The sequence below is a fragment of the Methylorubrum sp. SL192 genome (assembly GCF_026672325.1).
Classification (GTDB): domain Bacteria; phylum Pseudomonadota; class Alphaproteobacteria; order Rhizobiales; family Beijerinckiaceae; genus Methylobacterium; species Methylobacterium extorquens.
On the sequence record NZ_JAPPQV010000003.1, the window covers coordinates 4,639,793 to 4,660,365 of the forward strand.

Sequence of the window (20,573 nt, forward strand, 5' to 3'; positions counted from 1 at the left end):
TAGGACCGAAGGAGTCGGATATGCGACGAGGTCAGAAGACGAGCGCAGAGCGGGTGGTGCTGAAGCTGCGCCAGATCGAGGTGCAGACCGCCCAGGGCAAGAGCTTGGCGCTGGCGTGCAAGGAGGCAGAGATCTCCGAGCAGAGCTGCGCGACGAGTGCCTGAGGCAGGAGATCTTCTACTCGCTCAAGGAAGCCCAGACTGTGATCGCCCTTTGGCAGAACACCTACAACCGCCTCCGGCCGCACTCGTCCTTGGGCTACCGGCCGCCCGCGCCTGTCAGCTTTCCCGATCTGGCCTTCCGCCTACCCTTGGCAGCGGCCAGGCAGTAGCCTCTCACTCGGCTCGGTCCAAAATACCGGTCAGGTCATCGGACTGAACGAGGTGCCTGGGCTGATGGGACATGCTCACCTGGACACAACGTTGCAGTATTACACCCATTCGGTTGCGAGCGTCGGGCAGCACCGCGAGCTAGTGGATCGCATGTCGCACAACCTTCTCACGGCGCCGGCCCCGCTCCCGCCCGCGCAACAACCCTGAGAGCGTGCGACATACACGCGACATTGTCTACTAAGTCATTAGAAATAGGCGTTATCTGTCCTTCCCAATGGAACAGGGGCTTGGCCTTGCGCTCCTCACGCGTCACAACGCGTTCCGCGCTATCACGGAGCCGCGCGATGGCAGACGCGAAGCGTACCTCATAAAAATCAAGGCGTTCCTCGTAGGCCTGCCCGTCGGATGCCAGCAGATCTGTGAAACGATCGAGGACGCAATTTCTCACGCGTAGGCTGTGGGCTAAAGCGGTTTTGCCGTCCACCGCCTCCGCTCGCGGCATTTGCTTCAGCAGCCGCCTGACCAGGATTTTATGGAGCTGCTCACTGAGTGTCAGCGCCCTCGCGCCATATGCGCGCCGTAAGAGATAAAGAACGCATTCAGAGCGAACATAGGCGGGATTGCTGCTAGGCAGGTTGCAGGTCCGAATGAGATCGGGATCACCGAGTTTGGTGAGTGATCCGATCCGGGATTCCACCTCCGGATCACGCTCGTAGGGTCGCCCGTCCAGACGCCGCTTGAGTAGCGTGAGACACCCGCCTCCGACTGCCATTTTCTTGCTTCGCTGGCTCGATCTGCCCTCTAGCCACAACTGCTACGTTAGGTTGGGTCACTCCGCAACAGGCTACGGCCTCACGTGTGCGCCATCTGTTGGCGCGGACTTTCTCGGCGCAGAGGCATGCGACGGATGCGAGGGGAATCCTCGAACTTCATGCCTCAGCACTGGTGCAGCTTGGTTGTTCGAGGAACGCGACGAGTTCAGGGTCGAACTCGACTTAACCGGAACGAAGCGAAACGCCGGGGCAAAAAGCCCTTATTTATCAACAGCGCTTGTGTGGCTGTGACAAATTATGCTGAGATCGAAGTCAAAAACGCACCCAAAAACGACAATCTATGGCGTGCGTCACGGAGACTTGGCGGAGAGGGGGGATTCGAACCCCCGATGGGCTTGCACCCATGCCGCATTTCGAGTGCGGTGCATTCAACCGCTCTGCCACCTCTCCGCAGAGGTGTCGTATCGACGCGGAGCGCCCTAGCACGGGGCGGGCCGGCCCACAAGCCGGCTTTGCAGCGAATGGGGGACTTCGCCGTCCGGGCCCTTGCGGAGGGATGGGCCTGCGGTGTTCATGCCACCAATGTCCGACCTGTTCGTTTCCGCTGGTCTTGAGACGGGTGCGCCCCGGCCGCTCGCGGATCGTCTGCGCCCGCGTCGCCTCGCGGAGGTCGTGGGGCAGGAGCATCTCATTGGGCCCGACGGGGCGCTGACGCGTCTGCTCGCCTCGCGCAGCCTCGGCTCGCTCGTGTTCTGGGGGCCGCCCGGCACCGGCAAGACCACCGTGGCGCGGCTGCTCGCGCACGAGACCGCCCTGCATTTCGAGCAGATCTCGGCGATCTTCTCCGGCATCGCCGATCTGCGAAAGGTGTTCGAGGCGGCACGCAAGCGGCGCGCGACGGGCCAGGGCACGCTCCTGTTCGTCGATGAGATCCATCGCTTCAACCGCGCCCAGCTTGATGCCTTCCTGCCGGTGATGGAGGACGGGACCGTCACGCTCGTCGGCGCGACAACGGAGAATCCGTCGTTCGAACTGAATGCCGCCCTGCTGTCGCGCGCTCGGGTGCTGCTATTCCGTGCGTTGGACGCCCCCGCCCTCGCTCGACTTCTGGCCCGGGCCGAAGAGATGGACGGCCAGCCGCTGCCCCTCGATGAGGAGGCGCGCGCGGCGCTGATCCGTATGGCGGACGGCGACGGACGCGCGGCGCTGACGCTGGCGGAAGAGGTGTGGCGCTCGGCTCGACCGGGCGAAATCCTCGACGCGGAGACGCTTCAGAGCCTCGTGCAGCGCCGGGCGCCGATCTACGACAAGGCGCAGGAGGGGCACTACAACCTCATCTCCGCACTGCATAAGACGGTGCGCGGCTCGGATCCCGACGCGGCCCTGTACTATCTCTGCCGCATGCTGGATGCGGGCGAGGATCGATTGTTCATCGCCCGGCGCCTCGTGCGGATGGCGGTGGAGGATATCGGACTGGCCGACCCGCAGGCTCTCGTTGTCGCGAACGCGGCCAAGGACGCCTTCGACTTCCTCGGTTCGCCCGAGGGCGAACTCGCGCTGGCACAGGTCACTGTCTATCTCGCCTGCGCGCCGAAATCGAACGCGGTCTACAACGCCTACAAGGCGGCCACGCGGGTGGCGAAGGCCGCCGGCTCGCTCGCGCCGCCGCGGACCATCCTCAACGCCCCCACGGGGCTGATGCGGCGGATCGGCTACGGCGAAGGTTACCGCTACGACCACGACGAGCCCGATGCCTTCTCGGGCCAGGATTATTGGCCGGAAGCGCTCGGGCGCCAGCATTTCTACGAGCCGACCGACCGGGGCATGGAAACCCGCTACCGGGAGCGGCTGGCCTACTGGGAACGGCTGCGGCAGGAGCGCCGCGGCGACGATTGACCGTCAGTGACGACACCGAGGGATCTCGACCGATCATGCAGGCTTACGCGACGCTCAGCGCCACCTTCGCCCGGCTCGGCGCGCTGGAGGATGCGAGCGGCATCCTCGGCTGGGACACGCAGACCCAGATGCCGGACGGCGCCTCCGATACCCGCGGGGAGCAACTGGCCGTGCTGAGCGTGCTCGCCCACGAGATCCTCACCGACCCGCGCAACGCTGAGCGGTTCGACGCGGCGGAGGCGGAGGCCCAACTCGGCGAATGGGAGCGGGCCAACCTGCGCGAGATGCGCCGGGCCTATGCCCACGCGGCGGCGGTACCAGGCGATCTCGTCGAGGCGGCCTCGAAAGCGGCAACGCGCTGCGAGATGGTCTGGCGCGAGGCACGGCGCGATTCGGATTTCGCGCGGCTGCGTCCCCATCTCGAAGAGGTGCTGCGGCTGCAACGCCGCGTCGGCGAGGCCAAGGGGGCGGCGCTCGGCCTTGCGCCCTACGACGCGCTGCTGGACGGATACGACCCCGGCATGCGGCGGGCGCGCATCGATCCGATCTTCGCGGCGTTGCGCGCCGTCCTGCCGGATCTCGTCGTCGCGGCGCGCGAGCGGCAGGCGGCTGACGCTCCTCCCCTGCCGCTGCCGGGTCCGTTTCCGGTCGCGACCCAGCGGGAGATCGGCCTGCAGCTAATGCGGGCCGTGGGGTTCGATTTCGCGCGCGGACGACTCGATGTCAGCCTGCACCCGTTCTGCGGCGGTGCGACCGACGACGTGCGCATCACCACCCGCTACGACGAGGCGAGCGCCACCGGGGCGCTGATGGGCGTGCTGCACGAGACCGGCCACGCGCTCTACGAGCAGGGCCGCCCGGCCGCATGGCGCCACCAGCCGGTGGGGCAGGCCCGCGGCATGAGCCTGCACGAGAGCCAATCGCTGCTCGTCGAGATGCAGGCCTGCCGCTCGGCCGAGTTCTGCGCCTACCTTGCGCCGACCCTGCGCGCGGCGTTCGGCGGCGAAGGGCCGGCCTGGGAGGCGAAGAACCTGCACCGCCTCTACACCCGCGTCGAGCCGGGCTTCATTCGGGTGGATGCCGACGAGGTGACCTACCCCGCTCACATCCTGCTGCGATACCGCCTGGAGACGGCGATGATCGCGGGTGACCTCACGGTGGCCGACCTGCCGGGCGCCTTCAACGACGGCATGAAGGAATTGCTGGGGCTCACCGTGCCCGATGACCGGCACGGCTGCCTTCAGGATATCCACTGGCCGGGGGGCAGCTTCGGCTATTTTCCGACCTACACCCTCGGAGCCCTGGCCGCCGCGCAGCTCTTCAAGGCCGCCTGCGCCGCCCATCCTGGCATCCGTCCGGCCCTCGCCGAGGGCGATTTTTCGCAGTTGCGCGGCTGGCTGCGGGAGAACGTCCATGCCCGCGCGAGCCTGATGGAAACCGATGAGCTGCTGACCGCCGCGACCGGAAAGCCGCTCGGGGCGGATGATTTCCTGGCGCATCTGCGCAGCCGTTATCTTGGGACGGTGTAGGGGCAGATCGAACGAGGTCGCAGGACTCGCGCTCGAGGCCTGGGTGAAAAGGGCGATCCCGTCAGGTGTTCGCCCTGAACGAGGCCGGTCCGGGGATTGCACTCTGCGGCCGGGGGCCGTAACGGAGCCGCCCTCCCCTCAGAATCCAAGCGATCCGGTCATATGGCGGCCTGCGGCCTCGATTTCGGCACGTCCAACACCACCCTCGGAATCGGCGTGGGCGCCCGCCCAACCCTGGTGCCGCTGGAGGGGACGCACCGCACCCTGCCGAGCGCGATCTTCTTCGCGCCCGGCCAGGAGGCGCAGATCGGGCGAGGGGCGATCGAGGCCTATGTCGAGGGCACGCCCGGCCGGCTGATGCGGGCGCTCAAATCCGTGCTCGGCTCACCCTTGATCGAGGAGACCACGCCGGTCGGGCGCGAGCGCATCCGCTTCCGCGACGTCATCGCTCGCTATCTCACCCTGGTAAAGGCGCGCGGCGAGGCGGAAGCCGGCGTCGAACTCGACACCGTGGTGCATGGGCGCCCGGTCCATTTCGTCGACAACGACCCGGCCGCCGACCGCAAGGCGGAAGACACGCTGCGCCAGATCGCCGAGAGCATCGGTTTCCGCCACGTCCGCTTCCAGTACGAGCCGATCGCGGCCGCACTCGATTACGAGCGAACCGTGACGTCGGAGGAGATCGCGCTGATCGCCGATATCGGCGGCGGCACCTCCGACTTCTCCATCGTCCGGCTCTCGCCCGAGCGGCATCGGCGCGACGAGCGGGCCGAGGACATTCTGGCCAATGACGGCATTCGCATCGGCGGCACCGATTTCGACCGGAACCTGAGCCTCGGCGCGGTGATGCCGCTCCTCGGGCTCGGGAGCCCGATGAAGCGTGCGGACCTCGCCGTGCCGAACGCCTATTTTCACGACCTCGCCACATGGTCGAGCATCAACCGGCTCTACAATCCCAAAACTCTTCGCGAGATCGACGAGGTGGTGCGCGACGCCGCCCGGCCGGAACTCGTGACCCGTCTGCGCACCGTCGTCGAAGCGGAGCGCGGGCATTCCCTCGCCATGGCGGTGGAGGGCGCCAAGATCGCCGCCTCCGATGCGGGGGCCGGTACGGTCGATCTCGAATGGGTCGAATCGGGCCTTGCGGCGGATGTCGATCGGGCACGGCTGGCCGGGCATACCGATGACCTCGCGCGGCGCATGGCGCAGCGGATCGACCGCTGCCTCGATCAGGCCGGGCTGACGGCCGATCGGATCGACGCGCTGTTCCTCACCGGCGGTTCGACCGGTCTGCCGCATGTGCGCGCGGCGCTGACCGCCTGCGTGCCGGGCGCGCGGGTCGTCGATGGCGACACGTTCGGTTCGGTCGGGCTCGGCCTCACCCTGGAGGCGGCCCGGTTGGCGGCCTGAGGCGCCAGTTCGGCGCCGCGCGCCCTCCTTCTGCACCTACCTTCGAGAGAAGTTTTCGCAGGATCTGCAGACGGTCGGATCGATCCCGGCCGTTCACGGACGAGCGGAAGTTACACCAGCTGCCGAGCTCGCCGCCTCTGAGATCCGAGGGATCGTAGGCAAGGATTCTGCCGCGCAACCAGCCGCAGCGCTTTGCGCCGTCATCTCAGGGTGATAGCAGCGGCACATGAAGGGACGTCCACCACATCGCGGGTCCGGCGCAAAACGCGGACCCAGCGGGTTCGCGCCGCGTGCCGGCACGGGGCCGCGCACCTCCGCCAAAGACGCCGCGCAGCGCGCCGCCCGCAACCGCGGCGAGGACGCTGCCGAGCGCTCGCCCTGGGATGACGGCGCGGCGACTGAGAGCGCACCGCGCCCGAATCGCGTGCCCGAAGCTGCCGCACCGAAGCCGGACGCGCCGCGCGCTCGCGCCAAATCGCCTTCTGACAAGCCTCGCGCTGCCAAGCCGTCCTTCGTCAAGCCCTCTTTTGCCAAGCCCTCCTTGGCCAAGCCTGACCCGGCCAAAGCGCCGCCCGCGGAGGCTCCGGCCGGCCCGACGCGCCGCGAACAGCGGGCTGCGGCCTCGGCGACACTGGCGAGCGGCGTGCAGACGCTCACCGTCGACCCCGACGAGGCCGGGATGCGCATCGACCGCTTTCTGGGCGCGCGCTTCCCGCAGCTTCCCTTCACCCGTGTGCAGAGCATCGTCCGCAAGGGCGAGCTGCGGGTCGATGGCAAGCGCGCCAAGCCGAACGACCGCCTGGAGCCGGGTTCGAGCGTGCGGGTGCCGCCGCTCAAGCTCGACCAGCCGACCGAGAGGCCGCGCAGCGCCGCCAAGATCGATGGGGACGCCGAGTTCCTGCGTTCGCTGATCCTCTACGAGGATGCGGACATGATGATCCTCAACAAGCCGTTCGGCCTCGCGGTGCAGGGCGGATCGGGCACGGTGCGCCACGTCGACGGCCTGTTGGAGGCTTTGACCGGGCCGGACGGACAGCGCCCGCGCCTCGTCCATCGCCTCGACAAGGACACGGCGGGCTGCCTGATCGTCGCGAAGACGCGTCTGGCCGCGTCGACGCTGGCCAAGAGCTTCCGCTCCCGCGCCGCGCGCAAGATCTACTGGGCGTTGGTGGCCGGCGTGCCCCGCACCCGCCAGGGCCGGGTCTCGACCTATCTCGTCAAGGACGAGCCGACCGACGCCGATGCGCGTATGCGCGTCGCCAAACACGGCGACGACGGCGCCAGCCACGCGCTCACCTACTACGCCACGGTCGATCAGGCGGCGCAGAAGCTGGCCTGGCTCTCGCTGAAACCCGTCACCGGGCGGACGCACCAGTTGCGGGCCCACGCTGCGCATATCGGCCACCCGATCGTCGGCGACCCGAAATATTTCGACGTGGAGAACTGGGAGCTGCCCGGCGGCATCCAGAATCGCCTGCACCTGCTCGCCCGCCGCATCGTGATCCCGCATCCGCGCACCGGACAGCCGGTCGATGTCAGCGCCCCGCTGCCGCCGCACATGGCGCAGAGCTGGAACCTGCTCGGCTTCGATGCCGCCCGCTACGACCCGATCGTCGAAGCGCCGGAGGCCTGACAGAATCCGAGGCTCTTCACGAAAACGAGGAGAGCCTTGGAACACGGGCCTGTTGCCATAACTCTTGCTTCGTCAGTCGCTGCGTGGACGAGAACACCGCGAGGTGCTTCTATCGGAACCGCGTTCAGGCCCGGAAGCCCGTTGCCACAGTTCGAATCGACGGGCTGAGGCAGAGGTCGTCGGGACTGTCCAAAGCCTTTCCCTGCCACGGGCCGGTACAACGAGGTTCAAGATCGCATGAGGCCCGTCACCCTGTTGTCCGTCGCGCTGGCCGGTCTGCTCTGGGCCGCTGCGCCGGCTGGCGCGGCGCCGCCCGGCGATGGGGCGCCGGGGCAGCCCCAAGGACAATCGCAGGGGCAGTCTCAAGGACAAACCCAAGGACAGGTCCAAGGCCCGCCCCACGTTGCGGCCCCTGCCCCGCCTCAGGCGGCACCGGCGGCGCGACCGCCGGGTGCGGGCATGCGGGCCTCCGAGCGCCGACGCCGCATCTCCTACGCCGCCTGTAACCGCGAATCGCATCGCCGCAGGCTCTCCGGTGGCGCCCGCCGCCGCTTCCTCGTTCGCTGCCGCCTCGGTTACGAGCGACGCCCGGCCTCGCAGCCGGCGCCCGCTCGCAGGCCGTGAGCCGACGGGGCGCTCCGGCCGTGCTCAAGCTGATCGTCTTCGATGTCGATGGCACCCTCATCGACAGCCAGCACCTGATCGTGGAGGCGCAGCACCGCGCCTTCTCCGAGCATGGCTTAGTAGCTCCGCCGCGCAAGGAGGCGCTGTCCGTCGTCGGGCTGTCCCTGCCCGAAGCGTTCCGTCGCCTCGTCGGCGAAGCCGGCCCGATCGAGTCGCTCGCGCATAGCTATCGCAAGGCATTCCAGGCGTTGCGGGTCGATCCCGACTACGAGGAGCCGCTGTTTCCGGGCATGGCCGAGTTGGTCGAGCGGCTGCACCGCCGCGACGACATCCAGCTCGGCATCGCCACCGGCAAGTCACGCCGGGGCGTCAATCATCTCGTGGACAAGTATGGCTGGGAGCGCTGGTTCGCCACGATCCAGACCGCCGATGACGCCCCCTCCAAGCCCGATCCGGCGATGCTGCTTCAGGCCATGGCCGAGACCGGCGCCGAACCGTCGATGACGGTGATGATCGGCGACACGACCTTCGACATGATGATGGCCCGGAGCGCGAGCGTGGCCGCCATCGGCGTCGGCTGGGGCTATCACACCCCAGGCGCCCTGTTCAGCGCGGGTGCGGTCACGGTCGTCGATTCGGCGGCGACCTTGAGCGACCTATTCTCCGGCCCCCTGGACGATTCGCAGCCCGGCCCGGTGACGGAACGGCTCGCGACGCAATAGGCGCATCCGCCGCCGCGACCGAGACTCGCGCGAAGCGATGAGAAATCCTATCTGCGGACCATGAGCACTTCAGGCGACGACGTCACCCGAGATTGGCTGGGCGAACCCGGCGAGAACGGAAAGCCGGACCGCGTTCAGGCCTCTCGCGCCGGTACGGGGCCGACGCTGCCCAAACGCTTCTACGCGCAGGCCGGCCTCGCGGAGGCCGAGGGCGGCTTCCGCCTCGTCCTCGACGGGCGCGGCGCCAACACACCGGGCCGCCGGCCGCTGGTCCTGCCCGACCGGGTGCTGGGCGAAGCGCTCGCGGCGGAATGGGAGGCGCAAGCGGACGTAATCGACCCGCGCACCATGCCGCTGACCCGCCTCGTCAACACCACGATCGATGGCGTGGTCGAGCGCCGCGCCGCGGTCGCCGAGGATCTCGCCGCCTTTGCCGGCACCGATCTCGTTGCCTACCGGGCCGGCGCGCCCGAACGCCTCGTTGCCGTTCAGTCCGAGGCCTGGGACCCGCTCGTGGCTTGGGTCGCCGAGACGCTCGGCGCACGGCTGTTCCTCGCCGAGGGCGTCATGCATGTCGAGCAGCCGGAGGGTTCGGTGGCCGCGTTGCGCGCCGCGATCGAGGCGGTGGACGACCCTTTCCGCCTCGCGGCCCTGCACACACTCACGACGCTGACCGGCTCCCTCGTGATTGCGCTGGCCGTGCTGCACGGCCGCCTGAGCGCGGACGACGCCTGGGCGGCGGCACATGTGGACGAGACCTATCAGGCGAGCGTCTGGGGGCGCGACGCGGAGGCCGAGGCGCGCCTTGCCCACCGCCGGACGGAGTTCGAGACCGCGGCGATGGTGGCGCAACGACCCAATTGAACGACCGTCTGCATATGAATGATGCGAGCGTAACCACTTGTAAGGCAAGATGCCTATTCTTGGATCGATTATAATATCCTGATCAGATTGCGTCGAAGTGTCACTTCGGCGCACTATCGGGCCGGCCTGTTCCTATTCCAATTTGGCATCGTCCAACTTTTGGAGACGAACGTGCCGACCCTTCGACTCAACACCCGGCGGATCGCCCTTGCTACCCTCACGGCCGTGCTCACCCTGAGCGCCGCCGCCTGCGCGACCAAGCCCCCGCCCGCACCGGTCGAGCCGGCGCCGCTGATCAAGAAGGGCTGAAACACGGGTTCGTCCGTATCGAGTCTCTGAGAGCGCGTGGCCCCGGCCTTCGAGCCGGGGCCGCCGCCTCAACCGAGAGGCCCGCGGATTGGCCGCGGTCGAGCGTCGTCCCGAACGATGGCCACCGGCTTTCGGAGAAAAGGAGGATGCTCGCGGCGCGTCGCTGGCCGTTTCCGAGGGCGGGAACGCGTGCTAAGGGCGATCGATCGATGCAAGGTCAAGCTCTTACGCTCTGATCTGTATTCAAAAAACGATTTCGATCCCCAGGGAGTCTCGCCAGCACCATGAAGGACATTCTCGAGAAGCTTGAGGAGCGTCGCGCACAGGCCCGTCTCGGCGGCGGGGAAAAGCGGCTTGAGGCGCAGCACAAGCGCGGCAAGCTCACGGCGCGCGAGCGCATCGAACTCCTGCTCGACCACGGGTCGTTCGAGGAATTCGACATGTTCGTGCAGCACCGCTCCACCGATTTCGGTATGGAGAAGCAGAAGATCCCCGGCGACGGCGTCGTCACCGGCTGGGGCACCGTGAACGGGCGCACCGTCTTCCTGTTCTCGAAGGACTTCACGGTGTTCGGCGGCTCGCTCTCCGAGGCGCACGCGGCCAAGATCGTCAAGGTTCAGGACATGGCGCTGAAGATGCGCGCCCCGATCATCGGCATCTTCGATGCCGGCGGCGCCCGCATTCAGGAGGGCGTGGCCGCGCTCGGCGGTTACGGCGAGGTGTTCCGCCGCAACGTCGCGGCCTCCGGCGTAATCCCGCAGATCTCGGTCATCATGGGGCCGTGCGCGGGCGGCGACGTCTACTCGCCGGCTATGACCGACTTCATCTTCATGGTGCGTGACACGAGCTACATGTTCGTGACCGGCCCCGACGTGGTGAAGACCGTCACCAACGAGGTCGTGACCGCCGAGGAACTCGGCGGCGCCAAGGTCCACACCTCGAAATCCTCGATCGCCGACGGTTCGTTCGAGAACGACGTCGAGGCGATTCTCCAGATCCGCCGCCTGCTCGACTTCCTGCCCGCGAACAACATCGAGGGCGTGCCGGAGATCGAGAGCTTCGACGACGTCAACCGCCTCGACAAGTCGCTCGACACGCTGATCCCGGACAACCCGAACAAGCCCTACGACATGGGCGAGCTGATCCGCCGGGTCGTGGACGAAGGCGACTTCTTCGAGATCCAGGCGGCTTACGCCCGCAACATCATCACCGGCTTCGGCCGCGTCGAGGGCCGCACCGTCGGTTTCGTCGCCAACCAGCCGCTGGTGCTGGCCGGCGTGCTCGATTCGGACGCCTCCCGGAAGGCGGCCCGCTTCGTGCGCTTCTGCAACGCCTTCTCGATCCCGATCGTCACCTTCGTGGACGTGCCGGGCTTCCTGCCGGGCACCGCCCAGGAATATGGCGGCCTGATCAAGCACGGCGCCAAGCTGCTCTTCGCCTACAGCCAAGCCACCGTGCCGCTCGTGACCATCATCACCCGCAAGGCCTTCGGCGGCGCCTACGACGTCATGGCCTCGAAGCATGTCGGCGCCGACCTGAACTACGCGTGGCCGACGGCGCAGATCGCAGTGATGGGCGCCAAGGGCGCGGTCGAGATCATCTTCCGCGCCGAGATCGGCGATGCGGACAAGATCGCCGAGCGGACCAAGGAATACGAAGACCGCTTCCTCTCGCCCTTCGTGGCCGCGGAGCGCGGCTACATCGACGAGGTGATCATGCCCCACTCCACCCGCAAGCGGATCGCGCGGGCGCTCGGGATGCTGCGCACCAAGGAGATGGAGCAGCCCTGGAAGAAGCACGACAACATCCCGCTGTAACTATCTCGTACGCGCGATGTAAACCTCTTGATGGCGGCTCAGTCCGCCATCTTAATGCGGCCGAGAGTAATTAAATGGATACGAAGACGGATGCTGCCGTATTAATTGATCTAATCGAAGACCTAAGAGAGAAAAAACCGTCAACACATACTCTTGTTGCCTATCAGGCCCTGCAAGGTTATAATAGTTCGATCGGCAACGGTTTTGATATTATCAGGACCGTGTTCGAATCTTGCGGAAGAATGCACTCGTACGTTGAGCTTCTTCCCCGCCTAAAGCAGGGGAATAAAAGCTCATTCCATGCCGCAATAAAGAATTTTGAATCTGCGTTTTCACTCGGAAACATGGGAACGAGATGGGATGAATTTCTCAATAATTTGATGCAGCCTGTGCATATCCAAGCATTAAATTTTTTAGACCACTTAGTTTCTGCCCAGGATTTTTGGGTACATAGACGTATAGAGCCGAGCGACGCTGAGGAACTGATCGCTGATCTTGAAAGTTTTATCAAGGATAGTACTCTTCCAGACCATTGTCGCAGCATCATTTTGAACGACCTTATAAAAATGAGATTTATAATTGCAAATATCGAAAAATTTGGAGAACAGGATTATTGGGATAAGTTCGAGCGAGTCACTGGTCTGTTTGGATCAATGCATTTGAGCTTAAATGAAAAAGAGCAGAAAAAAGCACAAAGCTTGTTGGCGAGACTGATCAACAAAATAAATCAAGCTGTATCTTTTTCTTCTAATGCGACAACAATAGCACAAGGGGTTTGGCCCCTGTTGAGCAATTTAAGTGATTAGCCTTCCTTGTTTCGAGTTGTGCGCGGAAAATTATTGTCTCCACACCGTGACCGATGATTTTTAGTATTTGGCGCTTATTGAATAAATCGATTTTCTAGCCGAAGTGGCCGGCCCGGCTTGTCGCCAATTCCGGCTTGCCGGCGATCAGCCGACGCTTCAGCCGCGCCAGCGCCTCGATCTGCAGCTCGCTCGGTGCGGAATGGGCGGAGGCGACCTTGGTCAGCATCTCGACGAGCTGCATCCGCTCCTCGCCCGTCAGCTTTTCGCGTAACAGCGGCAGCAGCGGGTCGGCCACGAGCGAGAACGGGCGGCGCTCCTGCGTGTAGCGCCACGCCCGCTCGAAGGTCGCGGAGATCGTCTGGATCTCCAGCGGGTTTTCCATGAGCTCGAAGATGCGGGTCTTCTCGGACGCGGTGATCGGGCTGCCGGTCCGCACGATCTGGATCATCAGGATGACGGCGGCGAGCCGCACGTCGTTCACCCGCTGCAACGGCGTCCCGACGAAGTTCTCGAAGGCCGACTTCGCCTTGCGCTGAAGCCCCTTGGTGTCTTGATTGATCTCTTTGAGCTGCTTGACCGTGTAGTGGGCCCGCAGAAGCCAGATCAAAACGCTGACGATGACGGCGGTGAAAATGACGAGGATCGGCAACCGGCAGTCTCCGCGAACGCACCAATGATGCGAATCGCCGCGTAACCCACCACGCAGGCGCGCAAGCGTCAAATGCCTGCCGATGGCGTCATGGACGCTGTTTGTGCCGAGAACGACCGAACTGTCGTGGAGGGGCGGTGGTGGGCGCGACAGGGATCGAACCTGTGACCCTTCGCGTGTGAAGCGAATGCTCTCCCGCTGAGCTACGCACCCAAACACCCGTCGTGCCGCCGCGGGTGGGCGGCACGGGCGTCGCTGTGGCGACGGAGGGCCGTATACGCCGAGGCTGGGCGCTCGGCAAGCGGGTTCAGCAAGGCGGCGACAGAAACGTGACGGTGCACGGGATCGGACGATCTCGGTCACCCCGCTTGTCCCAGGCGGCAGGGTCGGTTAGACGAGCGTACCGTACGGTACGGTACTGTCCAGCAACCGGATCATGCAGCCGAGCCCCCTCATCAGCGACGAGCTTTCGGCCGAGACGCCCACGCCGCGCCAGCAGGCGGTGCTGGATGCCGCGTTGGCGCTGATGGTCGATGGCCGTGATCCGCTCACCATGGATGCGGTGGCGCGCCGGGCGAGCTGCTCGAAGGAGACGCTCTACCGCTGGTTCGGCGACCGTGACGGTCTGCTCACCGCGACGGTCCGCTGGCAGGCCTCGCGGGTCCATGCCGGCCGCTACGACGTGAGCGGGCTGGATGCCGTCGCCCTGCGCAAGAACCTGCTCGACTTCGCCGAGAGCTGGCTTGCGGTCATTGCCAGCCCGACCTCGGTCGCGCTCAACCGTATCGCCATCGCCGATGCGGGGTCCCGCAAGAGCAATCTCGGCGGCATCGTGCTGGCCAATGGCCGCTTCGCCATCGGCGAGCGGGTGAAGCCGGTGCTCGAAGCGGGCCGCGCGGCCGGCCTGCTCGCCTTCGATGACAGCGAGGCGGCCTTCCGGACCTTCTTTGGTCTGGTCGGCCGCGATATTCAGATCCGACTTCTTCTCGGCGACGCGCTCGATCTCGACGCCGCCGAGATCCGGAGCGACGCGGCCCGTGCCGTCGAGCAGTTCCTGGCCCTCTACGGCCGGGCGAAACCCTGAACCGAAACCACTGACACGAGAGAGGACACCACCATGCGCGTCTATTACGATCGCGATGCCGACCTGAACCTGATCAAGGGCAAGAACGTCGTCATCGTCGGCTACGGCTCCCAGGGCCATGCCCACGCGCTCAACCTGCGCGATTCGGGCGTGAAGGACATCGTCATCGCGCTGCGCGAGGGCTCCGCCACCGCCAAGAAGGCCGAGCACGAGGGCTTCAAGGTGATGAACGTCGCCGACGCCGCCAAGTGGGGCGACGTGGTGATGATGCTGACCCCGGACGAGCTGCAGGGCGACATCTACAAGGAGTCGCTGGAGCCGAACATGAAGCAGGGCGCCGCGCTCCTGTTCGCCCACGGCCTCAACGTGCACTTCAACCTGATCGAGCCCCGCAAGGACCTCGACGTGCTCATGGTCGCCCCGAAGGGCCCCGGCCACACGGTGCGCGGCGAGTACCTCAAGGGCGGCGGCGTGCCGACCCTGATCGCCATCGCCCAGGACGCCTCGGGCAACGCCCACGACCTCGGCCTCTCCTACGCCTCGGCCAATGGCGGCGGCCGCGCCGGCATCATCGAGACCACCTTCAAGGAAGAGTGCGAGACCGACCTGTTCGGTGAGCAGGCCGTGCTCTGCGGCGGCCTCGTCGAGCTGATCAAGGCCGGCTTCGAAACGCTGGTCGAGGCGGGCTACGCCCCCGAGATGGCCTATTTCGAGTGCCTGCACGAGGTGAAGCTGATCGTCGACCTCATCTACGAGGGCGGCATCGCCAACATGAACTACTCGATCTCGAACACCGCCGAGTACGGCGAGTACGTCACCGGCCCGCGCATCGTCACGCCGGAGACCAAGGCCGAGATGAAGCGCGTCCTCAACGACATCCAGTCGGGCATCTTCACCCGCAACTGGATGCTGGAGAACAAGGTCGGGCAGACCTCGTTCAAGGCCACCCGCGCCAAGCTCGCCGCCCACCCGATCGAGGAAGTCGGCGCCAAGCTCCGTGGCATGATGCCGTGGATCTCCGAGAAGGCCCTGGTCGATAAGACCAAGAACTGATCTTTTCGGACGAGGAGGCCGGGCTTCGCTCGGCCTCCGCTGTGGTGCCTGAGGCCGGTTCGCGCGAGCGTAACCGGCCTTTTTCGCGGCCCCGTTTGCGCCCTTGCGCCTTTGCCGTAAACGCTCCCTCAGGAGGCCCGAAGCAATCGGCCCCGGAGGAGACGCAAATGGCATCGCTCTACTCGGAGGCGCACCGCGCCCTCCAGGAGGAATTCGGCACGACCAAGCTCGCCGTGCGCCTCGACGAGGATTGGGTTCACGAGACGATTCAACCCGACGAGGCCGCCTTCATCGCCTCGCGCGACATGTTCTTTCTCTCCACCGTCGATCCCGACGGGATGCCGACCGTCTCCTACAAGGGCGGCCCGACCGGCTTCGTGAAGGTGGTCGACGGCTCGACGTTGGTCTTCCCCGGCTTCGACGGCAACGGGATGTTCTACTCGATGGGCAACATCGAGGGGCAGGCCAAGATCGGCCTCCTGTTCATCGACTTCGAGACGCCGCACCGCATCCGCGTCCAGGGTCACGCCTCGCTGCTGCGTGACGATCCGCTGATGGCCGAGTACACCGAGGCGAAGTATCTCGTGCGCGTCGATGTGACGAAGATCTGGATCAACTGCCCGCGCTACATCCACAAGTACAAGAAGCTCGAGCAGAACAAGTACGTCCCCCGCCCCGACCGTGAGACGCCGCTCGCGGCCTGGAAGCGGCTCGACCTTGCCGGCGACGTCATCAGCGACGAAGACAAGGCCCGCGTCGCTAGGGAAGGCCGCCTCGAAGTCCCGGAATACGAGGCGCTCGTCGCCCGCGGCGAGGCCTGAGCCCGGCCAGCGTCGCCTCTCGCATTCGTTCGATCCGGCCGGCTTTACGAGCCGCGCCGGGTCGTGCTTCGTGCCTGCGACCTCGGACAGCACGACGGGCCGCATCTCGGCATGACGTTTTTCAGACGAACGCTGCACAATCATCCGCAGATCAAGCGGGCACTCAAGTCCGTCGCCAAATCGGTGGGATTATTTCGCAGCAGCCCGGCCAACGACTTCTATCGCGATCTGGCCGAGGTGAAGACGCGGGGCGACGACGCCTTCTCGAAGCTGTTCTACGGCTATGACGGCGACCACCTGATCAACAAGTGGAACCACTTCCTGCCGATCTACAGCCGGCTGTTCGCGCCCTTTCGCGACGGCAGGCCGGACGGGCGACCGCTGCGCTTCCTCGAGATCGGCGTCTACGAGGGCGGCTCCCTCGACCTCTGGCGTCGCTTCTTCGGACCGAGCGCCATTCTCTACGGCGTCGATGTCGATCCGCGCTGCGCGGTGTTCGACGGTCGCGCCGCGCAGGTCCGTATCGGCTCGCAGGCCGATCCCGCTTTCCTTCGGTCCGTGGTCGAGGAGATGGGCGGCGTCGATGTCGTCCTCGACGACGGCAGCCACGTCGCGAGCCACCAACGCGTCACCTTCGAGACGCTGTTTCCGCTCCTGGCACCGGACGGTCTCTACGTCGCCGAAGACCTGCACACCGCGTACTGGCGGGACTACGAGGGCGGCTATCGCCGCCGGGGCACATTTCTGGAGATGACGAAGGGGTTCATCGACGACATGCACGCTTGGTATCACGACCGGGGCGCGCAGGAGATCGGCCGGAGCATCGGCGCGATCCACGTCTTCGACAGCATCGTCGCCTTCGAGAAGGGCGGCGGCGAACGGCCGTTCCACACCACGATCGGCACACCGCAGCGGGCAATCGACCGGGTGCGCTGAACGCGTCCCGGAACGAAAGAAGCCCGCGCATCCACCGGGATACGCGGGCTTCTTCGTGTCACGTGGGCTGGCTCACATCGCCTTGAGCGGACCGGCCTCGATCACGTCCTCGACCGTGCGCAGACCCGCGCGGGTGGAGTTGACGAGCACCGCCATGTTGCCCGGCGGGTGCTGGTTCTTCCACATCTTGGTGTGCGCCGCCGGGATCTTGTCCCAGGGGAACACCTCGCTCATGCAGGGATCGACGCGCCGGTCCATCACGAACTGGTTGGCGGCCGAGGCCTGCTTGAGGTGGGCGAAGTGCGAGCCCTGGATGCGCTTCTGCCGCATCCAGACGTAGCGGGCGTCGAAGGTGATGTTGAAGCCGGTGGTGCCGGCGCAGAACACGATCATGCCGCCGCGCTTGGCCACCAGCGTCGAGACCGGGAAGGTCGCCTCGCCGGGATGCTCGAACACGATGTCGACGTCGTTGCCCTTGCCGGTGATGTCCCAGATCGCCTTGCCGAACTTCCGGGCTTCCTTGAGCCAGGTGTTGTATTCGGGGCTGTTGACGGTCGGGAGCTGACCCCAGCAGTCGAAGTCCTTGCGGTTGATGACGCCCTTGGCACCGAGGCTCATCACGTAGTCGCGCTTCGACTCGTCCGAGATCACGGCGATGGCGTTGGCGCCGGAGGCCGCGCAGAGCTGGACGCCGAACACGCCGAGGCCGCCGGAGGCGCCCCAGATCAGCACGTTCTGGCCCGGACGCACGGTGTGCGGCGCGTGGCCGAACAGCATGCGGTAGGCGGTGGCGAGCGTCAGCGTGTAGCAGGCGGCCTCTTCCCAGGTCAGGTGCTTGGGGCGGGCCATGAGCTGGCGCGACTGCACCCGGCAGAACTGCGCGAACGAACCGTCGCCGGTCTCGTAACCCCAGATCCGCTGGGTCGGCGAGAACATCGGGTCGCCGCCGTTGCACTCCTCGTCGTCGCCGTCGTCCTGGTTGCAGTGGACGATGACCTCGTCGCCGACCTTCCAGCGCTTCACCTTGGCGCCGACCTTCCAGACGATGCCCGACGCGTCGGAGCCGGCGATGTGGTACTCGCCCTTGTGCACGTCGAACGGCGAGATCGGCTCGCCGAGGCCGGCCCAGACGCCGTTGTAGTTCACGCCCGCGGCCATGACGTAGACGAGCACCTCGTCGTCACCGATCTCCCAGACGGGAAGCACTTCGAGCTGGTGCGACTGCTCCGGCGGCCCGTGGCGCTCGCGGCGGATCGCCCAGGCATACATCTTGGCAGGCACGTGGCCGAGCGGGGGGATCTCGCCGAGCTCGTAAAGGTCCTTGGCTTCCGCCGTCTGCCCGGTCCAGGCCGGTGCTGCGCTTGCAGCCATCGTGGCACTCCCTGTTGGTTCTGGCACGCGCGTGACGAACCGCGCGACCTTGGCCGACGCTATAAGCACGATGTTTCCAGCCTTCCAAGTGGTCTAAAAGGCAAGGCTTTGCCTCGTCCGCACAAAAAAGAGGCACCGACCAACGTCGATGCCCCTGTATTCAAAATAATGTTGAGATGACTATTCGGCGGCCTGTGCCGCATCGATGCCGAGCCCCTGGGCTACACCGCGCCCGAAATCCTCATGCACCTTGAACCAGTGCGCGATCATCCGCTCCTGAATGTGGCGCGGGCTGTCGCCCATTGAGGTGACGATGTTCTCGACGAGCCGCTTGCGGCCGCCCTCATCGAGCACCTTGGTCCAGAACAGCTTGGGCTGACCGTAGAGATCCTCGTCGTCGCCCGGCCAGCCGTAGCGGCCGGCATCGCCCTGGATCCGCAGCGGCGGTTCGCTGAAGGACGGGTCCTGTTTCGGACCGCCGAAGGAGTTCGGCTCGTAATCGACCTGGGCGCCGTGATTGCCGTCGGTGCGCATGGCGCCGTCGCGGTGATAGGTCTGAACGTCAGCGTTCTTCGCCTGGTTCACCGGGATCTGCTGGTAGTTCACGCCGAGCCGGTAGCGGTGGGCGTCGGCATAGGACAGCACCCGGTTCTGCAGCATCTTGTCCGGCGAGAAACCGATGCCGGGCACCACGTTCGAGGGCTCGAAAGCAGACTGCTCGATCTCGGCGAAGTAGTTCTCGGGATTGCGGTTGAGCTCCATCTCGCCGATCTCGATCAGCGGATAGTCGCCGTGCGGCCAGACCTTGGTCAGGTCGAACGGGTTGATGCGGTAGGTGTCGGCGTCCAATTCCGGCATGAGCTGCACGGAGACCTTCCATTTTGGAAAGTCGCCCTGCTCAATGGCGGTGGAGAGGTCGGCGGAGGAGTAGTCCGGATCCTTGCCCGCCACCTCGTCGGCCTCATCGGCCGAGAAGTTCTGGATGCCCTGCTTGGTGTGGAAGTGGAACTTCACCCAGTGGCGCTCGCCCCGGTCGTTCCAGAGCGAGAAGGTATGCGAGCCGTAGCCGTTCATGAAGCGCGCCGATTTCGGCGTGCCGCGATCCGAGTACAGGAACATGACCTGATGGATCGCCTCCGGCGACAGGCTCCAGAAGTCCCAGCGGCGCCAGTGGGGTTTCAGGTGGGTGCGCGGATCGCGCTTCTGGGTGCGGATGAAGTCGGAGAACTTGATCGCGTCGCGCACGAAGAAGATCGGGGTGTTGTTGCCGACAAGATCCCAGTTGCCCTCCTCAGTGTAGAACTTGAGGGCAAAGCCGCGGGGGTCGCGGGCGGTGTCGGCCGAACCGGACTCGCCGCCGACGGTGGAGAAGCGGGCCACCATCGGCACGTCCTTGCCGATCTCGGTCAGCACCTTGGCGCGGGTGTACTCGGCCAGCGACTTGGTGAGCCGGAACGTGCCGTAGGCGCCGTAGCCCTTGGCGTGCACCACCCGCTCCGGGATCCGCTCCCGGTTGAAATGGGCCATCTTCTCGATGAGGTGGTAGTCCTGCATCAGAACCGGCCCACGCGAGCCGGCGGTGAGCGAATTCTGATTATCGGAAACCGGGTTTCCGAAGGCCGTGGTCAGGCGCGGGCCCTGGTCTGCCATCGCATGTCTCTCCGTCTCGATGCCTCTGCGGGCGGGCGTCGCAACCAGCTTTGCGCCGTGCGAACGTTGCCGCCCCAACGCGTCAGGCCGAGCTTGGAGCCATTCGTTTCTGCAACGATGCGGTGCATCTGTCGCCAGGCGGTTGAACGATCACGGGGATTTGAAAGGCGCCGGGGGCTCGCGTTGTGTCGGGAGCCGGCCGCCCAACGACAAATCCGCTTCACCGCCACATCAAGTTTTTCCAGGGCTTGAGGCACGCACCCTCGACCTTTCTCCCAGATGACGCGACGCAGC

The 20,573-nt window shown here is 65.8% G+C and carries 17 protein-coding genes, 2 tRNA genes and 2 pseudogenes; 15 read left to right on the plus strand and 6 right to left on the minus strand.

Annotation, left to right across the window (positions count from 1 at the left end):
* Positions 1-20: 20 nt before the first annotated feature.
* Positions 21-146, plus strand: a pseudogene (locus OVA30_RS22420) (IS3 family transposase); the annotation flags it as partial.
* A pseudogene (locus tag OVA30_RS22425) lies at positions 143-331 on the plus strand (integrase core domain-containing protein); the annotation flags it as partial. The pseudogenes OVA30_RS22420 and OVA30_RS22425, both read left to right, overlap by 4 nt.
* A gap of 167 nt (positions 332-498) precedes the next feature.
* Here OVA30_RS22425 and OVA30_RS22430 read toward each other — a convergent pair.
* Together OVA30_RS22430 and OVA30_RS22435 are read right to left on the minus strand one after the other, a co-directional pair.
* Positions 499-1,029, minus strand: a complete 531-nt coding sequence (locus tag OVA30_RS22430; protein ID WP_253386862.1) for a hypothetical protein — start codon at positions 1,027-1,029, stop codon at positions 499-501.
* Between the two features lie 437 nt (positions 1,030-1,466).
* A tRNA-Ser gene (locus tag OVA30_RS22435) sits at positions 1,467-1,555 on the minus strand.
* A 132-nt stretch (positions 1,556-1,687) separates the two neighbouring features.
* Between OVA30_RS22435 and OVA30_RS22440 the strand changes: the two genes are divergently transcribed.
* The 9 genes from OVA30_RS22440 (at position 1,688) to OVA30_RS22485 (ending at position 12,715) form a co-directional block, all read left to right on the plus strand.
* Entirely contained in the window at positions 1,688-3,001 is a 1,314-nt protein-coding gene (locus tag OVA30_RS22440; protein WP_268177526.1) for a replication-associated recombination protein A, read from the plus strand.
* Positions 3,002-3,036: 35 nt separating this feature from the next.
* The gene (locus OVA30_RS22445) at positions 3,037-4,530 is read left to right on the plus strand and encodes a carboxypeptidase M32 (RefSeq protein WP_268176986.1); all 1,494 of its coding nucleotides are present in this window, start codon (positions 3,037-3,039) and stop codon (positions 4,528-4,530) included.
* Positions 4,531-4,692: 162 nt separating this feature from the next.
* Positions 4,693-5,940 (plus strand): Hsp70 family protein, encoded by a 1,248-nt coding sequence (locus tag OVA30_RS22450; RefSeq protein WP_268176987.1) that lies wholly within the window; start codon positions 4,693-4,695, stop codon positions 5,938-5,940.
* Between the two features lie 226 nt (positions 5,941-6,166).
* Positions 6,167-7,573 carry an RluA family pseudouridine synthase gene (locus OVA30_RS22455; RefSeq protein WP_076641415.1) on the plus strand — a complete coding sequence of 469 codons (1,407 nt, stop codon included), beginning with the start codon at positions 6,167-6,169 and terminating at the stop codon, positions 7,571-7,573.
* A gap of 644 nt (positions 7,574-8,217) precedes the next feature.
* Positions 8,218-8,919, plus strand: coding sequence for an HAD-IA family hydrolase (locus OVA30_RS22465; protein ID WP_012605466.1), 702 nt, complete (start codon positions 8,218-8,220; stop codon positions 8,917-8,919).
* A 60-nt stretch (positions 8,920-8,979) separates the two neighbouring features.
* On the plus strand, positions 8,980-9,783 hold the full coding sequence (locus OVA30_RS22470) for an ATP12 family chaperone protein (protein ID WP_268176990.1): 804 nt from the start codon (positions 8,980-8,982) through the stop codon (positions 9,781-9,783).
* A 171-nt stretch (positions 9,784-9,954) separates the two neighbouring features.
* The gene (locus OVA30_RS22475) at positions 9,955-10,092 is read left to right on the plus strand and encodes a hypothetical protein (RefSeq protein WP_196773959.1); all 138 of its coding nucleotides are present in this window, start codon (positions 9,955-9,957) and stop codon (positions 10,090-10,092) included.
* A gap of 284 nt (positions 10,093-10,376) precedes the next feature.
* On the plus strand, positions 10,377-11,909 hold the full coding sequence (locus OVA30_RS22480; protein WP_003597263.1) for an acyl-CoA carboxylase subunit beta: 1,533 nt from the start codon (positions 10,377-10,379) through the stop codon (positions 11,907-11,909).
* Positions 11,910-11,983: 74 nt separating this feature from the next.
* A complete protein-coding gene (locus tag OVA30_RS22485) occupies positions 11,984-12,715 on the plus strand; it encodes a hypothetical protein (protein WP_268176992.1) in 732 nt (243 codons plus the stop codon).
* Positions 12,716-12,809: 94 nt separating this feature from the next.
* Here OVA30_RS22485 and OVA30_RS22490 read toward each other — a convergent pair whose 3' ends face one another.
* Positions 12,810-13,364, minus strand: coding sequence for a tellurite resistance TerB family protein (locus tag OVA30_RS22490; RefSeq protein ID WP_268176994.1), 555 nt, complete (start codon positions 13,362-13,364; stop codon positions 12,810-12,812).
* Positions 13,365-13,502: 138 nt separating this feature from the next.
* Positions 13,503-13,577: transfer RNA gene (locus tag OVA30_RS22495), tRNA-Val, on the minus strand.
* 223 nt (positions 13,578-13,800) lie between these two features.
* Between OVA30_RS22495 and OVA30_RS22500 the strand changes: the two genes are divergently transcribed.
* The 4 genes from OVA30_RS22500 to OVA30_RS22515 all read left to right on the plus strand — a co-directional run bounded on the left by OVA30_RS22500 (position 13,801) and on the right by OVA30_RS22515 (position 17,258).
* The gene (locus OVA30_RS22500; RefSeq protein ID WP_268176995.1) at positions 13,801-14,448 is read left to right on the plus strand and encodes a TetR/AcrR family transcriptional regulator; all 648 of its coding nucleotides are present in this window, start codon (positions 13,801-13,803) and stop codon (positions 14,446-14,448) included.
* A gap of 33 nt (positions 14,449-14,481) precedes the next feature.
* Entirely contained in the window at positions 14,482-15,501 is a 1,020-nt protein-coding gene (gene ilvC / locus OVA30_RS22505) for a ketol-acid reductoisomerase (RefSeq protein ID WP_003597269.1), read from the plus strand.
* Positions 15,502-15,668: 167 nt separating this feature from the next.
* Positions 15,669-16,322 (plus strand): pyridoxamine 5'-phosphate oxidase family protein, encoded by a 654-nt coding sequence (locus OVA30_RS22510; RefSeq protein WP_056202347.1) that lies wholly within the window; start codon positions 15,669-15,671, stop codon positions 16,320-16,322.
* A 63-nt stretch (positions 16,323-16,385) separates the two neighbouring features.
* Complete coding sequence (locus tag OVA30_RS22515) at positions 16,386-17,258, plus strand: class I SAM-dependent methyltransferase (RefSeq protein WP_268176997.1); 873 nt, start codon at positions 16,386-16,388, stop codon at positions 17,256-17,258.
* Between the two features lie 72 nt (positions 17,259-17,330).
* On the opposite strand, the gene ccrA is transcribed toward OVA30_RS22515, so the two are convergent.
* A complete protein-coding gene (gene ccrA, locus OVA30_RS22520; RefSeq protein ID WP_003597276.1) occupies positions 17,331-18,629 on the minus strand; it encodes a crotonyl-CoA carboxylase/reductase in 1,299 nt (432 codons plus the stop codon).
* Between the two features lie 180 nt (positions 18,630-18,809).
* Positions 18,810-20,279 (minus strand): catalase, encoded by a 1,470-nt coding sequence (locus OVA30_RS22525; RefSeq protein ID WP_268176999.1) that lies wholly within the window; start codon positions 20,277-20,279, stop codon positions 18,810-18,812.
* Positions 20,280-20,573 lie beyond the last annotated feature (294 nt).

Coding starts and splice junctions, on each gene's coding strand:
- OVA30_RS22440 (WP_268177526.1), top strand. CDS start 1,688: ATGTCCGACCTGTTCGTTTCCGCTGGTCTTGAGACGGGTGCGCCCCGG.
- OVA30_RS22445 (WP_268176986.1), top strand. CDS start 3,037: ATGCAGGCTTACGCGACGCTCAGCGCCACCTTCGCCCGGCTCGGCGCG.
- OVA30_RS22450 (WP_268176987.1), top strand. CDS start 4,693: ATGGCGGCCTGCGGCCTCGATTTCGGCACGTCCAACACCACCCTCGGA.
- OVA30_RS22455 (WP_076641415.1), top strand. CDS start 6,167: ATGAAGGGACGTCCACCACATCGCGGGTCCGGCGCAAAACGCGGACCC.
- OVA30_RS22470 (WP_268176990.1), top strand. CDS start 8,980: ATGAGCACTTCAGGCGACGACGTCACCCGAGATTGGCTGGGCGAACCC.
- OVA30_RS22480 (WP_003597263.1), top strand. CDS start 10,377: ATGAAGGACATTCTCGAGAAGCTTGAGGAGCGTCGCGCACAGGCCCGT.
- OVA30_RS22485 (WP_268176992.1), top strand. CDS start 11,984: ATGGATACGAAGACGGATGCTGCCGTATTAATTGATCTAATCGAAGAC.
- OVA30_RS22500 (WP_268176995.1), top strand. CDS start 13,801: ATGCAGCCGAGCCCCCTCATCAGCGACGAGCTTTCGGCCGAGACGCCC.
- ilvC (WP_003597269.1), top strand. CDS start 14,482: ATGCGCGTCTATTACGATCGCGATGCCGACCTGAACCTGATCAAGGGC.
- OVA30_RS22510 (WP_056202347.1), top strand. CDS start 15,669: ATGGCATCGCTCTACTCGGAGGCGCACCGCGCCCTCCAGGAGGAATTC.
- ccrA (WP_003597276.1), bottom strand. CDS start 18,629: ATGGCTGCAAGCGCAGCACCGGCCTGGACCGGGCAGACGGCGGAAGCC.
- OVA30_RS22525 (WP_268176999.1), bottom strand. CDS start 20,279: ATGGCAGACCAGGGCCCGCGCCTGACCACGGCCTTCGGAAACCCGGTT.